Source organism: Halopseudomonas sp., from assembly GCF_038130085.1.
In the GTDB taxonomy this organism is placed as follows: domain Bacteria; phylum Pseudomonadota; class Gammaproteobacteria; order Pseudomonadales; family Pseudomonadaceae; genus Halopseudomonas.
In genome coordinates, this window is the sequence record NZ_JAYPMU010000010.1 from 42,227 (window position 1) to 56,632 (window position 14,406).

14 protein-coding genes are annotated in these 14,406 nt (G+C 62.8%); 8 read left to right on the forward strand and 6 right to left on the reverse strand.

The genetic code is table 11. The annotated features are described in order from the left end of the window. Nucleotides 1-54: 54 nt before the first annotated feature. The 3 genes from AAFM31_RS09455 (at nt 55) to gabT (ending at nt 3,482) form a co-directional block, all read left to right on the forward strand. The gene (locus AAFM31_RS09455; protein ID WP_341707672.1) at nt 55-522 is read left to right on the forward strand and encodes a MarR family transcriptional regulator; all 468 of its coding nucleotides are present in this window, start codon (nt 55-57) and stop codon (nt 520-522) included. 161 nt (nt 523-683) lie between these two features. Next, nucleotides 684-2,144 carry an NADP-dependent succinate-semialdehyde dehydrogenase gene (gene gabD / locus AAFM31_RS09460; protein ID WP_341707673.1) on the forward strand — a complete coding sequence of 487 codons (1,461 nt, stop codon included), beginning with the start codon at nt 684-686 and terminating at the stop codon, nt 2,142-2,144. A gap of 63 nt (nt 2,145-2,207) precedes the next feature. Next, the gene (gene gabT / locus AAFM31_RS09465; protein ID WP_341707674.1) at nt 2,208-3,482 is read left to right on the forward strand and encodes a 4-aminobutyrate--2-oxoglutarate transaminase; all 1,275 of its coding nucleotides are present in this window, start codon (nt 2,208-2,210) and stop codon (nt 3,480-3,482) included. 19 nt (nt 3,483-3,501) lie between these two features. Here gabT and AAFM31_RS09470 read toward each other — a convergent pair whose 3' ends face one another. Both AAFM31_RS09470 and AAFM31_RS09475 read right to left on the reverse strand, forming a co-directional pair. Further along, nucleotides 3,502-4,938: a phospholipase D-like domain-containing protein gene (locus tag AAFM31_RS09470; RefSeq protein ID WP_341707675.1), complete on the reverse strand. Its 1,437-nt coding sequence runs from the start codon at nt 4,936-4,938 to the stop codon at nt 3,502-3,504. Between the two features lie 97 nt (nt 4,939-5,035). Continuing rightward, nucleotides 5,036-5,392, reverse strand: coding sequence for a DUF805 domain-containing protein (locus tag AAFM31_RS09475; RefSeq protein WP_341707676.1), 357 nt, complete (start codon nt 5,390-5,392; stop codon nt 5,036-5,038). A gap of 221 nt (nt 5,393-5,613) precedes the next feature. On the opposite strand from AAFM31_RS09475, the gene AAFM31_RS09480 reads away from it, so the two are divergent. Genes AAFM31_RS09480 through AAFM31_RS09490 form a run of 3 tightly spaced genes read left to right on the forward strand, consistent with a single transcriptional unit; the run spans nt 5,614 to nt 8,748 of the window. After that, nucleotides 5,614-8,175: a YdbH domain-containing protein gene (locus tag AAFM31_RS09480; protein ID WP_341707677.1), complete on the forward strand. Its 2,562-nt coding sequence runs from the start codon at nt 5,614-5,616 to the stop codon at nt 8,173-8,175. A 30-nt stretch (nt 8,176-8,205) separates the two neighbouring features. After that, complete coding sequence (locus AAFM31_RS09485) at nt 8,206-8,379, forward strand: YnbE family lipoprotein (protein WP_341707776.1); 174 nt, start codon at nt 8,206-8,208, stop codon at nt 8,377-8,379. 21 nt (nt 8,380-8,400) lie between these two features. Beyond that, entirely contained in the window at nt 8,401-8,748 is a 348-nt protein-coding gene (locus AAFM31_RS09490; RefSeq protein ID WP_341707678.1) for a DUF1318 domain-containing protein, read from the forward strand. On the opposite strand, the gene AAFM31_RS09495 is transcribed toward AAFM31_RS09490, so the two are convergent. The 4 genes from AAFM31_RS09495 to AAFM31_RS09510 form a co-directional block, all read right to left on the reverse strand. Beyond that, the gene (locus AAFM31_RS09495) at nt 8,723-9,367 is read right to left on the reverse strand and encodes a DUF3047 domain-containing protein (protein ID WP_341707679.1); all 645 of its coding nucleotides are present in this window, start codon (nt 9,365-9,367) and stop codon (nt 8,723-8,725) included. The genes AAFM31_RS09490 and AAFM31_RS09495 overlap by 26 nt on opposite strands. A gap of 35 nt (nt 9,368-9,402) precedes the next feature. Beyond that, complete coding sequence (locus AAFM31_RS09500; RefSeq protein ID WP_341707680.1) at nt 9,403-10,410, reverse strand: lipase secretion chaperone; 1,008 nt, start codon at nt 10,408-10,410, stop codon at nt 9,403-9,405. A gap of 56 nt (nt 10,411-10,466) precedes the next feature. Then, nucleotides 10,467-11,414, reverse strand: coding sequence for a triacylglycerol lipase (locus AAFM31_RS09505; RefSeq protein WP_341707681.1), 948 nt, complete (start codon nt 11,412-11,414; stop codon nt 10,467-10,469). 218 nt (nt 11,415-11,632) lie between these two features. Then, nucleotides 11,633-12,721, reverse strand: coding sequence for a transporter substrate-binding domain-containing protein (locus tag AAFM31_RS09510; RefSeq protein ID WP_341707682.1), 1,089 nt, complete (start codon nt 12,719-12,721; stop codon nt 11,633-11,635). Nucleotides 12,722-12,869: 148 nt separating this feature from the next. On the opposite strand from AAFM31_RS09510, the gene AAFM31_RS09515 reads away from it, so the two are divergent. After that, a complete protein-coding gene (locus AAFM31_RS09515; RefSeq protein ID WP_341707683.1) occupies nt 12,870-13,343 on the forward strand; it encodes an NfeD family protein in 474 nt (157 codons plus the stop codon). 26 nt (nt 13,344-13,369) lie between these two features. Next, complete coding sequence (locus tag AAFM31_RS09520; RefSeq protein ID WP_341707684.1) at nt 13,370-14,290, forward strand: stomatin-like protein; 921 nt, start codon at nt 13,370-13,372, stop codon at nt 14,288-14,290. The last annotated feature ends 116 nt before the right edge of the window (nt 14,291-14,406 follow it).

Genomic DNA, 14,406 nt, shown 5'->3' on the forward strand with positions numbered 1-14,406 from the left:
TTGCTGTAAGTTTTAGCCAGCAAGGCACCTTCGTTGTCGGGAGGTATCAACGTCATGCATATGATGCACGATCTTTATCTGGCACTGCGCCGTTTGCAGCGCGCCAGCGAGATTCACGCCAAGCGTCTTGGTCGCCATAGCGGGCTGACGCCGATTCAGTTGCTGATTCTGCACAGCATCAAGGCCATGGGTGAAAGCACCCTGGGGGATCTGGCGCGGCAGGTAAGTGTATCGCAGGCAACGCTCAGCACCATCATTGATCGTCTGGAAAGTCGTGATTTATTGCACCGGGTGCGCAGCACCAGCGACAAGCGCAAGGTTCATCTGGCGCTGACCGAGAAGGGGCTGGCGGCCATCCAGGCCGAGCCTGCGCTTCTGCCATCGGCTTTTCTTGAGCGTTTTGGTCAGTTGGCGGATTGGGAGCAACTGATGTTGCTGGCCAGTCTGCAACGGGTCGCGGGCCTGCTCGAAGAAGGTCAGCAGGTGCGTCCCGAGTTGTTTGACGGCGAGTCCGCCGCCTGATTCCGATGCCCGGTTCTCGGGCATCCGTTTTCCTCCGCATTTTTCTTGGTTCGGGTATTGCCTGCGCGCGCTTGCACGCTTAGCATGTTTGAAATATCAAACAAGGCTGTTTTAAATGCGTTACGACAGCCGAGGCTACCCCTGCTACGAGGAATTATCGGATGGAACTGCACTGCCCTGACCTGTTTCGCCAGCAAGCCTTTGTCGCCGGTCACTGGTGCGAGGCCGACAAGGGCGCGCGTACCGAGATCGCCAATCCTGCGACCCATGAGCGGCTCGGTAGCGTGCCGAACATGGGCGGTGAAGAAACCCGTCGTGCGATTGAAGCAGCGCGTGAGGCGCAGCAGCAGTGGCGCCAGCGTACCGCCAAGGAGCGAGCTCAGGTTCTGCGCAAGTGGTTCGAGCTGATGATGCAGAACCAGGAAGATCTGGCGCGCATCATGACCGCAGAGCAGGGCAAGCCGCTGGCTGAAGCACGTGGTGAAGTGGCGTATGCCGCCTCCTTCCTGGAATGGTTCGCGGAAGAGGCCAAGCGCGTCTACGGCGACGTGATTCCGGGCCATCAGGCTGACAAGCGCATTCTGGTCCAGAAAGAACCGGTTGGTGTGACCGCCGCGATCACGCCCTGGAACTTCCCCGCCGCGATGATTACCCGCAAGGTCGGTCCGGCACTGGCGGCTGGCTGTGCGATGGTACTCAAACCCGCTCCGCAAACCCCGTTCTCTGCGCTGGCTCTCGCCCATCTGGCCGAGCAGGCCGGTCTGCCCGCGGGTCTGTTCAGCGTGGTAACTGCGGATGTTGATCGCTCCCGTGAAGTGGGGGATGAGCTGTGCAGCAACCCGGTGGTTCGCAAACTGTCGTTTACCGGATCCACTGGTGTCGGCATCAAGCTGATGGAGCAGTGCGCACCGACGCTCAAGAAGCTGTCGCTGGAGCTGGGCGGCAACGCGCCGTTCATCGTGTTCGACGATGCCGACCTGGACGCGGCGGTTGAAGGGGCGATGATCTCCAAGTACCGCAACGCTGGTCAGACCTGCGTCTGCGCCAACCGTATCTACGTACAAGATTCCGTCTACGATGCCTTCGCGGCCAAGCTGGCCGACGCTGTCGCCAAGCTGAAGGTCGGTGACGGTACCGAGGCAGGTATAACCACCGGCCCGCTGATCGACGCCCGCGCCGTGGAGAAGGTTCAGCGTCATCTCAAGGATGCGACCGACAAGGGTGCCAAGGTCATCGCTGGTGGCAAACCGCATGAACTGGGCGGCTTCTTCTTCGAGCCGACGATTCTGACCGGCGTTGACAGCAGCATGGCCGTGGCCCGTGAGGAGACCTTCGGCCCGCTGGCGCCGCTGTTCCGCTTCAGCGACGAGGCTGATGTGGTCCGTCAGGCCAATGACACCGAATTCGGTCTGGCTGCCTACTTCTACGCCCGTGATCTGAGCCGTGTTTTCCGCGTTGCCGAGGCGCTGGAGTACGGCATGGTCGGCATCAACACCGGTTTGATCTCAACCGAGGTCGCGCCGTTCGGCGGTATGAAGGCGTCGGGCCTGGGCCGTGAAGGTTCCAAGTACGGCATCGAAGAATACGTCGAAATCAAATACCTCTGTCTGGGCGGCATCTGAGCCACCCGTTTGCAACAACCCGACGGGGAGCCCCTTGCTCCCCTATTTTTCCGCGAGGCGGTTATGAGCAAGACCAACGAGTCCCTGATGCAGCGGCGGCAGAACGCTGTTGCGCGTGGTGTAAGCCAGATTCATCCGATTGTGGTGCAGCGTGCCGAGAACGCGACCGTCTGGGATGTGGAAGGCCGACAGTACATCGACTTTGCCGGCGGTATTGCCGTACTCAATACCGGCCACCGTCACCCGAAGGTGATGGACGCCGTGCGTCGTCAGCTGGACCAGTTCACCCACACCTGCTTTCAGGTGCTGGCGTATGAGCCCTATATCGCCCTGTGCGAGCGCCTGAACGAGATGGTGCCCGGTGACTTTGCCAAGAAGACTCTGCTGGTGACCACCGGCTCCGAGGCGCTGGAAAACGCGGTGAAGATCGCGCGCGCAGCGACCGGTCGCGCCGGAGTGATTGCCTTCACCGGCGGCTACCACGGCCGCACCATGATGACCCTGTCGATGACCGGCAAGGTCGCACCCTATTCGGCGGGTATGGGCCTGATGCCGGGCGGCGTGTATCGCGCCCAGTTCCCGTGTCCACTGCACGGCGTCAGCGATGATGACGCGCTTGCCAGCATCGAGCGGATCTTCAAGAACGACGCTCAGCCGCAGGATATCGCCGCCATTGTCATCGAGCCGGTTCAGGGTGAGGGTGGTTTCTATGTTGCCAGCCCGGCCTTCATGCAGCGCCTGCGCGCGCTCTGTGACCAGCACGGCATCATGCTGGTGGCGGACGAAGTGCAGACCGGCGCTGGCCGTACCGGTACCTTCTTCGCCATGGAGCAGATGGGCGTTGCAGCTGATCTGACCACCTTCGCCAAGTCGATTGCCGGTGGTTTTCCGGTGGCGGGCGTGTGCGGCCGAGCGGAGGTGATGGATGCCATCGCCCCCGGCGGTCTTGGCGGCACCTACGCTGGCAGCCCGCTGGCCTGCGCTGCTGCGCTGGCGGTGATGGATGTGTTCGAGGAAGAAAACCTGCTGGCCCGCAGCCGGACTGTGGGCGAGATCCTCACGGCCCGACTGAACGCGCTGGCGGCAGACGACAAGCGCATCGGTGATGTTCGCGGTCTGGGCGCGATGGTTGCCTGCGAGCTGTTTACCGCTGACGGTGCGCCGGATGCCGAACTGACCGGCCGTATTGTTGCCGCCGCACGGGACAAGGGTCTGATCCTGCTGTCCTGTGGTCAGTACGGCAACGTGATCCGCATTCTGGTGCCGCTGACTGCGACCGATGTCGAATTGCAGGCCGGGATGGATATCATTGCGGAGTGTTTTGCCGAGCAGCAATGACGACTCCGGTGCGGTGGGCTCAGAAGGTTGAGAGCCCGCTCGCTTCCATAAAGCGGTAAACCACATAGCGCCAACGGCTGTGATCTGCAAAGTCTGCGTAGGGCAGGCTGTAGATTGCACCGTTGGCGTTTTGCCATTCGCGCTCGAAGTCGGCGCGTTGGGCGCTGATCTGTTCATCATCGCGGCGGCTGACCAGTCGCACGCTGGTTTCCAGATTGAGGTCGTGCAGGTTGCGCCGGGTGAAGTTGGCAGAGCCCGCGATCAGCTCGGCGCTGCCGTCGGCCCGTTCCAGTCGTACCCACTTGCGATGGCACTGCTCGCCGAAGGTCGCGCACCAACGCACCGGGATACCGGCCTCGTGCAGGTCCCAGGCGGCCTGGCGGTTGGGAATACCGTTCTTTTCGCGGCCGAACGCGTCGCGATTGGGGTCGAGCATCGCGCGCACCGTTACCCCGCGCTGGTGAGCGGCGATCAGCGCTTCGATGATCGGCCGCGAGGACAGGTAAAACACCTCAACGTCCAACTGTTCGTTGCTCTGCGCTGAGTTGATCAACTGCAGCAGGCCGCGCTCAATGGCGCCTTCGGTCAGCACCTGCAGTTGATTGCCGTCGGCTGGTGCGGGGTCAGGTGCGGGTGCCTCTGGCCACTTCAACGCCGGCAGATAACCGGACATCAGCGCCACCGCGCGCTCGGTCTGCAACAGATCGAGCGCGGCCGCACCGCTGAACTGGACCGCGCTGTTGTCGTGACGGCTGCTGGCGTCGTGCGGATTCATTGAGGTGACCAGCGCCTTCCACTCGCTACCGGTGCCGATGACCAAGGTTTTGCGGTGGTTGGCACGGAAGTTCAGCAGGTGCAGATAGCTGCGCAGGGTGACCTTGCCCGGGCCAACCGGGTTCGGCAGCCAGCCGCCTTCGGTGTTGTTGCCCAGATAGCTGCAGCACAGGGTCCAGATGCCGGTCCACAGTGGATTGGACGCCGGCAGTTGGCTGAGGTCGGTCATGACCAGATCGACTCCGGCGGCGCGCAGTCGCTCGAAGTGCTCGGGCGCCAGACCGCCGTACAGCGTGTTGAACGGGTCGGTGATGACAATGACCGGCATCTGCGGATGCTGTTGGCGGGCCCTGATCAGCGCCTCGGTCAGCTCGGCGGAGAGCGGTCGATAGCTGTCGGTCCCGGCAAAGTCGTTGAACAAAAACATGTCGACCACCAGCAGCTCGCGGGCTTCGCTGATCAGCGCGAGCATATGATCCATGATTTGCTGCTGTACATGGCTGTTGCCCTGCGCGTCCTGCCAACTCTGATCAAACAGCAGTTTTACGTCGTCTGCCTGGCGCAGCGGCGTGCTGGCGGACAGGCCGGAGGGCATGGGGCGCCAGGCTGCGATCACGCAGGCGATGATGATTGCGGCTGCCAGTAGCAGAACGCCGAGACGGAGCAGGTTGCTTGTGAGCATGATGCGCATCGGTTGTGAGCAGGCATTCAGCCTGCCGAAGCGGGGGAGTTAATGCAATGGTAGGACCACCGGCGCGGGCGCGCCGGTGGTCGATCGATCAGGCCAGCTGGGCGCCGTCCTGTTTCGGGTTGGCGCCGAAGCGGTTTTCACCGGCGGTGCCTTCCAGGCACATGAAGATCAGCAGAGCGATGCCAATCACCGGAACCAGCGCGATCAGAATCCACCAGCCGCTGCGGTCAGTATCGTGCAGACGACGCACGGTAACGGCCAAGGACGGGATCAGCACCGCCAGGGCATAGATCCCACTTAGCACGAAGGTGCCGAGCATGCCATCGATAAAGCCGAGGACGAATGCGACGATGAAGTTGAAAAGAACAAACATCCAGTATTCTTTGCGGCGCGCGCGGCCCTGAAATACGGCGTATTGCTTGAGTACAGCGAGATACCAATCCATGAAGCGTCCTTCCTGTCTGTAGTCGTTTGGCAGAATAAAAGGGAGTGGATCGGCGGATTGGCTAGGCTCGGTGGCGAACATTCCTTGCGCGCGATGGTCATTCCCTTGCAGGCGGTGATGGCCGCCTGCTGGCATTAGAGACTGTTGCACCGTTTCGGGTCAACCGCCGGGGCCCGCCTGCGTGCTAACCTGTGACCGGGTTCCGGCTGAGTGCAAGTGTGATGCGTCGACGCGTCTCAATCATCCTGCTATTGGTGTTGTTGCTGATTCTGGCGGGCCTGCTGGGGCGCATCGCCGTTGTGCAGCAGCTGCAGCGCCTGGGCGTTGCCACGCTGGAGTGGTCGGGGCTTGGCTGGCAGGGCGGTGCGCTGACGCTGGAGCAGCTGCAGGTCGTCAGCGAGAACGGCAGCACCTATGATCTGCGGCGCCTGGCGCTGGCTCCCGGTTGGCGCTCCGGGCCGGTCCTCAAGCGCCTTGAGGTCGCTCAGCTGACCTTCAATCTCCCTGCGACAGCTGCTCCTGCCGCCGAGACCACCGAGTCGCCCATGCTGGTGTTCGGCGATGAGGCGCTCTGGCGCTCGCTGGCGCGCTGGGCGCCTGAGCGTATCGATGTGGCGCAGATCCGCGCGAGCTTGCCCTGCCGCGAAGGCCACTGCCGCTTGCTTGGCAGCTGGCGGCTGGCTACCGAGCATGCGGGCGAAGGCACTACCCTGCGCAGTCAACTGCTGCTGGACCTGGAAGGCCAGCAACTGAGTCTTGAACCGGAGCTGCGGCTGGACGCTGAGACGTTGGTTCTGCAGGCGGCGCTGGCCATCGACGGCGAACCCGCGGCGCAGCTCGACAGCCAGTGGCGCCAGACGCAAGAGTGGCAGGGCCGTCTGGCGGTGCCGCATTGGCCGCAGACGCCCTGGTTGTTTGGCTACCTGGGACGTTGGATGACCTTGGGTGCTCTGCCATTCGACCAGATACCGACCGCCGCTCAGGCTGACCTGAGCTGGCAGTTTCGGCCTCAGGCGCAGCCGAGCGAGGTGGAAGACTGGCTGCGCGGTGAGGTCGAATTGCGCGCCAATGTGCTGCTGCCAGAGCCTTGGTTGGTCGCGGGTCTCGGTTGGTTGAACGGCGAGCTGAACCTGCAAGTGAGTGGTGATCAGGGGCGCTGGGCGCTGCCTCAGGCGCAGTTGAGCCTTGATCTGAAACCGGAGCGACTGGCAGACCTGCCGACGGCCCTGCAGCCAGCGGAGGTAGCCCTGCAGGTGCAGCCCGCTGGCGAACAGCAGCTGGTGCTGGGGCAGCCGCTGGCGCTGCAGCTGTCCGCCTCTGCAGCCTTGCCAGGCGGTGGTACCGCCCAGTTGGATGGCCCGCTGCAGGTGCTGGGGTTTACTGACTGGCAGCTCAGCAGCGACGCCCTGCTCGTGCAACTGCAGCTGCCGCGACTGGACTTGCCCGAGTTGTCAGCGCGGGCGCTCAGGGCGCGTCTGCCGCTGCAGTTACAGGCCAATGCAGGCTCAGCGGAGGTCAAACTGAGTCGCACTGGCGAGCTCGCTTGGCAGCGACTGCAGCTGCCTTCCGCCGAGGCTGTGCTGCACAGCACCACGGTGCAGTTGGGCCGTCTGGCACTCAGCCTGCCGTTGGGCGATACCCCGTCGTTGGCGGCGACCGGCGAGTTGGCTGCCGAGGTCACTCGCATCGAACACTCCGAGTTAAAGCCTCAGCGCTGGTCTGCTTCCGCTGACTGGCGCTGGCAGGGCGGTGCGTTGGCGTGGCGGGGGCAACTGACTAACGCCTCCGGGTTGCAGTTCGATCATCAGCTTGATGCGGGCAGCGATGGCCGCTGGAAACTCAATGGCACGCTGGCGCCGATCTATTTCCGGGCCGGCAATCCGCTGGAGCAGACATTGGCCAGTTGGCCGGAGTTGCTGAGCCTGTCCAGCGGTCAGCTCACTGCGCAGCTGCAGGCCGAAGCGGCTGGCAAGGGTCTGAATGCTCGGCTGCAGGGGCAGTTGAGTGGGCTCAAGGGTATCTACGATCGTACCGAGTTCAGCGGTCTCACCGCGCCGCTGCAGGCGTCGCTTCGTGGCGAGCGCTTCTCGCTCGTCCTGCCGGACCTGCAGTTGACCGAGCTGAATGCCGGGATCCCGGCCGGACCACTGCGCGCCAGCCTGGAGTATCAGGGTTCGATAGCCAGTCCGGCGGCGGGGAAACTGGACGCCAAGCGGCTGGATCTGGCGCTGCTGGGAGGTGAGGTGGCGCTGACCCCGACGGTGCTCGACCTGGCGCAGCCCGAGCAGCGCGCCGAGTTGGTGCTGCAGGGGCTGGAACTGGGCCGGCTGTTCGAAGTCTACCCAACAGAGGGGCTCAGTGGTGGCGGCACTCTGGATGGTCGTCTGCCAGTGCTGCTGCGAGACGGTCAGCTGATTGTTGATCAGGGCGCGGTGGCCGCGCGTGCCCCCGGCGGTGTGCTCAGTTACCAGTCCGACAAGCTGCAGCGCCTGGCGGCGAGTAACCCGAGCATGCGTGAGCTGGCCGGAGCCCTGGAGGAATTTCACTACACTGTCTTGAGCAGTCAGGTAGATTTGGCCGAAGGTGGTGATCTGACGTTGGCGCTGCGCCTGCAGGGAAGTAATCCCGCGTTTCAGCAGGGGCGGCAGGTCAACCTGAACATCAACCTGCAAGAGAACATTCCGGCGTTGCTGGCCAGCTTGCAACTTAGCGGCAAGGTCAGCGACATCATTGAGCAACGGGTGCAGCAGTACCTGCTGAAACGGCGGGTGCAGCAACCCTGACGAGGAGCGCCTATGTACAGGCGAGGTCTGATGATCGCGGCAATGGCCGGCCTGCTGGCCGCCTGTGCCGGACCCACGGTGCAGCTGGCTGCGCCGAGCGAGCCGATCAACATCAATCTGAATGTGAAGATCGAGCACGAAATCTACGTCAAGGTAGACCGCCAGCTGGACGACGTCTTTGACGAATCCAGCGGTCTGTTTTGACTCGGCAAAAGGAACGAGACCATGCGTAAGACGATATATCTGACCTGTTGCCTGCTGGCGTTGCTGATGGGCAGCGGTTCAGCCTGGGCGCTGAGCCTGAACGAGGCGATGTCGGCGCTGCCGACGGCCAAGGAAGCAGGGCTGCTGGGCGAGCAGTCCAATGGTTATCTGGGTGTGGTACGGGCGTCGGGCAACGCTGCCGAGGTCGCGCAGCAGATCAATGCGGCGCGCAAGGCCGAGTACCAGAAGGTCGCCCGTGATAACGGCATCTCGCTGAGTGACGTCGAGCTGATCGCCGGTCAGAAGGCCATTGATCGCACTCCGCGCGGTCAGTACATCCAGGTTAACGGTCAGTGGACGAAGAAGTAGCCGGCAGCCACTCGATGCTGCCGTACCAGCCGGTAACGCTCTGACCGCTGTTGTCGCAGTCGGTCATGATCGCCAACCCGTCGATCTCATCCAGCGTCTGTCCGTGCAGGCGCTGGAAATCCTCCCGCACATTCCGTTCCAGCTGCACTAGCGTGGTGGCGCCGGGTGCCCCGCTGCTGACTGCCAGCATCTGCGCGTTGCTGGTATAGGCATTCGGCCACTGGCTGCCTATCGGCTGGCTGGATGACCAGATGTAGTTCACCGCCAGCGTGCGCCAAGGCAGCAGGCCGCCGTCCTTGACCACGTACAGGCGTACCGGATAGTCGTCGCCCTGCTTGCTGGTCTCGTCGAGTTGGCTGAACGGTTTGCTGATGGTCCAGGACCAGCGCAGTATCGGCGTCTTTTGCAGGTCAACCGACTGCTCAAGGTAGCGGGCGCTGGCTTGGCCGTTGCTGCAATCGGCGCGCAGCAGCGGCTGATCGGCTTTGCTGTCCAGCCGGTAGCGGGTCGGTTCGGTGAAGCTGCGCTCCGGCCACTGGCTGATGTCGGCAGGGCTGTAGCTGGGCGCGGCATGGGCCGCGCTACTCAGCAGGGTCAGTAGCACTATTGGGCGGATCATCGGCATCTCCGGCAATGGGCTTTCAGTATGGCGGGTTACCGGGTGGGTTGCCGAGCCTCAAGTGCGCTGATTCGCAGTTGCTCGCTGCGGTCGAAGCGCTCCTCGAGCAGAGCTTGTATCGCATTGGCGCGGTCGCTGTCGGCCAGTCCGGGCTGGTTGAGGATGGCTTCGCGCTCGCGATTGAAGGCACTTAGCCGTTGCTGCCAGGCCGCCCGCTGCTGATCCAGCGCCTCCAGCCGGTCGGTGGCTTCGGGGCCGACCAGCGACAGCCGCAGCGCGCGTACCTCCGCCGCGTCAGCGCCTTGTTCGCGAAGCGCATTGGTCTGCTCGCGCAGATCCTGATGGATCTGCGGTACCAGCAGCGCCTGCATGTCCTCGGGCAGACGTTCGCGCAGCGCTTCCACCTCATAGGCCTTATCCGCGTCGCTGAGGTCCGGGTTGCGCAGGATGCTCAGGCGCTCAAGGGTGAAGCGGTTGTACAGCTCTTCGCCAGCGAAGAAGGCCCGGTGCTCTTCACTGCTGAACAGTCCGGCGCGCAGGCGTTGTACCGCCTCTTGACGGGCCCAGAGGGCGTCCAGATCGGCGGCCGCGGGGAAGTCCTGCTCCAACTGCACCAGTTGCTGCTGGTAGTCGAGGTAGCGCTGGAAGAGATCGAGCGCCTGACCGCGGGCTGGCTCCTGCAGGCTGGCAGTGATAAGCGCCTGCACTTGAGCATTGATCTGCGCATGCGACTGTTCGCCAGCGGTGCTCAGGTAGTAATCGAACAGATGGCGCAGCTGATCGCTGATCAGCAGGCTGCCGTCGGCATTGCTCTGCAGCCGACCGTCGACCTCGGTCCCGCGCAGTGACGCGGCCTGCGGTGCAGGCGCAGGTTCAGGTGCGGTCCGCAGCAGAGTGGTAAATGCGTCGGGCGCGGCCTGAATGGGGGCTGAGGCAGTGTTGGCGTTGGCGGTTCCAGACGCCTGTTGCTGCGGTTCATGTCGCAGCTGCCAGCCGAGCAGCAGCGCGGCGGCGAGTAACGGAAGATAGATCAGCGCTTTCATGCAGTACTCGGGCAGATCAGGGAAGAGGGCCGCCGCGAGGCCGGCGGCCCGTGCGCTTACAGGCCCGCGTTCTTCAGGCGATTGGCCTGCTGGCGATAGACCGTGACCGGGTCCGTCTCGAACAGGCTGGTCAGCCCCAGGGTCTGGTTAACCTCGTCCAGATGATTCATTCGGTAGTTATCCCGAATCACCATACCCAGGTGCGAGCTGCAGCGGCCAACCAGGCCGTCGTTGGCTTCGCCGCCGAAGGTCAGTGAAGAGGCACCGAGCAACAGATCGGAGACATCCAGAGCGTTGGTCAGTGGGCTGGTACCGCTCCAGGAGTAGTAGCGGACGTTGTTCACAACGTAGTCACCCTCACCACAGGCGGTGGCTGGAAGGCCCTGCGGGAACTTGGCGTTAAACCGCGCTGCCCCTTCGCTGTTCAGCGACTCGAGTGAGCCAAGCGCGTTCTGAGGGCTGTCTGAGCTGCTGCCGGAGAGGAAGTTGATCAACGCGCCGAGACCGTTGACGATGCCCGCCAGCAGCGCCTCACCGGCAGAGTCCTCCGGTACCTGACGCAGGAAGTCGGCGGTTGCCGAGCCCTTGTGCGGGGCGCCCACGCTGGTGACCGAGGCGACCAGATCCGGACGTACGGCGGCGACGTAGCGCACGGTCGGGCCGCCATGGCTGTGACCGATCAGGTTGACCCGGCCCTTGCCACTGATAGCGACAATCTCCTCAACCTGTTCCAGCAACTGTTCGCCGCGGGCTTCTGAGGTGTCGAGCTGGCTGACTTCAGTGACATAGACCGTGGCGCCATCCTTGCGCAGCGCACTGGGGATGCCGTACCAGTAGTCGACCCCGAGCAGGCTGTCGAAGCCGAGCATGCCGTGGGTTAGAACGATGGGGTATTTGGTTTTGGTGTAGCCGGATGAACCGAACCAGAACGCGTGGGCCTGGGTGCTGACGCCGAAGGCGGCAATCAGTCCGCAGGCAAGACTCAAGCGGGTCTTGCGCGACATGACGAAACTCCTTGTTGTTCTTTTATGTGTCGTCGCCGTACATCACTGGATGTCCGGGCTCGCTGAGCATAGTCAGCGTATGTGGGCAAAAGTAGCGGCTGGTGCACAGAATGATGCTGCTGCCCGCGGGCGCCACCTGTGACTGATTAGTCACAGGCTCTGCGGCGGGATCATTCAAAACTGTTATCCGATGAACGGAAATTCAGAACTTGAGAGGCCTACTGCTGTTCGCCGAGGTAGGCACGTTGAATCAGTCGCCATTCGGCCGATTCGGTCACTCGCAGTACCGCCTCGTTCAGGTCGTCGCGCAGGCTACTTCCGGTCGGCACGGCCAGGGCATAGAGCTGCTGATCGAAGACTGCGGGCAGCAGATCCAGGCGCTCGCGGCCAAGTTGCTGATTGCGGTACTGCAGCAACGGCCGGTCGTAGACCACCGCATCGGTCTCTCCGGCGGTGACCGAGCGCATGGCGTCGGTCAGGTTGGTAAACCCTTGTCCGACAATCCGCTCCTCGCTGAGGTAGCGGGCGCTGGCGGTGCCGTCGATGGTGGCCACTGTGCTGCCCGGCAGGTCCTGCGGGCCGCGGATCTGGTACTGCAGATTGCTGACGGTGAGGGCGCTGGTGATTGCGGCGGTGAAGCTGGCGACCATGATCAAACCGGCGAACATCCAGATCAGGGCGACCAATCGGCCAGCGAAGGTCACCGGCGCCTTGTCGCCGTAGCCGACGGTCGTCATGGTGACGGCGGCCCACCAGAAACTGGCGCCGATGCCCTGTGCTGCGGTCCCGCCGAATTGCTCCGGGTTGCGGCGGCGCTCAACCAGCCACAGCGCGAAGCCGACGCCGAGCAGCAACAGCGCCAGACCGCCGATGACGCTGAGAAAGCCCCAGCTGAACAACGCTTTGAGGCTCTGCAGCAGTCCGGTCTTGGGCGCCCGGGCGACGCCGATGGATAGGCCGGTTTGATAGAACGGGTGGCTGAAGTCGAAGAGCAGTTCGCGTTCTGCGGTCATGGTCAGGGCGCCAACGGCGACATCCACATTGCCGGCCTCGACGGCCTGCAGTAGTTCGGAGAAGCCCATCGGTTGCCATTCAAATGCCCAGCCCTGACGCTCGGCGATAGCGCGCCAGAGGTCGATGCTGATGCCTTCCCAACCCCCGCTGCCGTCGGCGATGACGAAGGGTGGCACTTCGGTGATGCCCACACGCAGCGTGGGCTGCATGTGGGGCTCGGGCTGGTTGGCATCAGCCAGCGGAGTGAACAACAGCAAGCACAGCAGCAGGCGTGCGATAAGGCGATTTGGCATGGGCAACTCCCTGTCGACGGTGCCCTCAGGGTACCAGACTGAGATCAGGGTGCCAGTTTGCGTACCCGCTAACGCTGTCGCGTTTTTCCCAGCGCGCCGCCGGCAACCATCTGGTAGTCTTCCTGCAGTCTGAACAAAAGGGCAGGGAATGCAGATGTTGACGGGTTATCTGGAAAGTTATGCCTTCTGGTTGTTGCTGGGCTTGCTGCTGCTGGCCTCGGAGTTTTTTGTCCCCGGTTTGATCGCGGCTTTTTTTGGTATCGGCGCCTTGCTGGTGGGGCTGCTGACGCTGGTCGGCGTGATCGACTCGCTGCCCGCGCAGGTGACGGTGTTTGCGCTGTCGAGCATCGCGGCGCTGTGGTTGTTGCGCCGTCGGTTCCAGCGTTGGCTACGCGGTAGCGAGGCGGATCTGGCCGCCAAGGATCAGGATGACGCGGGCCTTCTGGGCGTGCGCGTCAAGGTACTGACCGACTTCGTCGATGGCGTCGGTCATGTGCAGCTAAACGGCGCCAAGTGGGACGCGGAGTCAAATGATCCGCTAAAAACAGGCGACTCGGCTTGGGTAACAGACCATGCGGGGATTGTGCTGCGGGTCAGTGCCACTAGCCCTGATACCAACTGATTTCTTAGGACAACGGAGTGTTTCATATGGAAGTTGCAACAATGCTTTCCCTTGGTTTTCTGGTGTTGGTCATCATCACCCTCACCAAAACCGCGCGTATCGTGCCGCAGCGTTCGGCCTTCATCGTTGAGCGTCTGGGTAAGTACGCCAAGACCCTCGAAGCTGGTTTCCACATCCTGATCCCGTTTATTGACCGGGTGGCCTACAAGCACACGCTGAAGGAAGAGGCCATTAACGTGCCGAGTCAGGCGTGCGTGACCAAGGACAACATTCAGGTGGTTGTCGACGGCGTCATCTACCTGCAGGTAGTCGATCCGAAACTGGCCAGTTACGGCATCAATGATTACCGCTATGCATCAATCCAGTTGGCCCAGACTACCCTGCGTTCCGTAGTCGGCAAAATCGATCTGGATAAGACCTTTGAAGAGCGCGAAACCATTAACGTGCAGGTGGTTGAGGCGCTGGACGAAGCGGCCAAGCCCTGGGGCGTGAAGGTGCTGCGCTACGAGATTGCCGACATCGAACTGCCGGCAACCATTCTCGACGCGCTGGAAAAGCAGATGCGCGCCGAGCGGGAACGTCGTGCCGTGGTAGCGCAGTCCGAAGGTGAGCGGGAAGCCAAGATCAACATCTCCGAAGGTCAGAAGCAGGAAACCATTAACCTGTCCGAAGCCGACAAGATGCGCCAGATCAACGAGGCTGAAGGTAAGGCCCGCGAGATTGAGCTGATTGCCACCGCCACGGCAGAAGGTCTGCGTCGGGTTGCCGAGGCGATCAACACCCAGGGTGGTCAGGAGGCTGTTTCGCTGCGCGTTGCTGAGCAGTATGTGAAAGAGTTCGGCAAGCTGGCGCAGACCAACAACACCATGATCCTGCCTGCCGAGCTGAGCAACATCGGTTCTGCGGTCGCGGCGATTACCAAAACGCTGGAAACCGCCAAGAAGTAACGCGCCAAGGGTGGCCAGCGCAGCGAATGGTCTTCGCTGCGCTGGATGGCTACCGGGCAATTAAAGGGCTCCGCATGGCGGGGCCCTTTTTGCTTTCAGCCCAGCCGCGCCTGCCA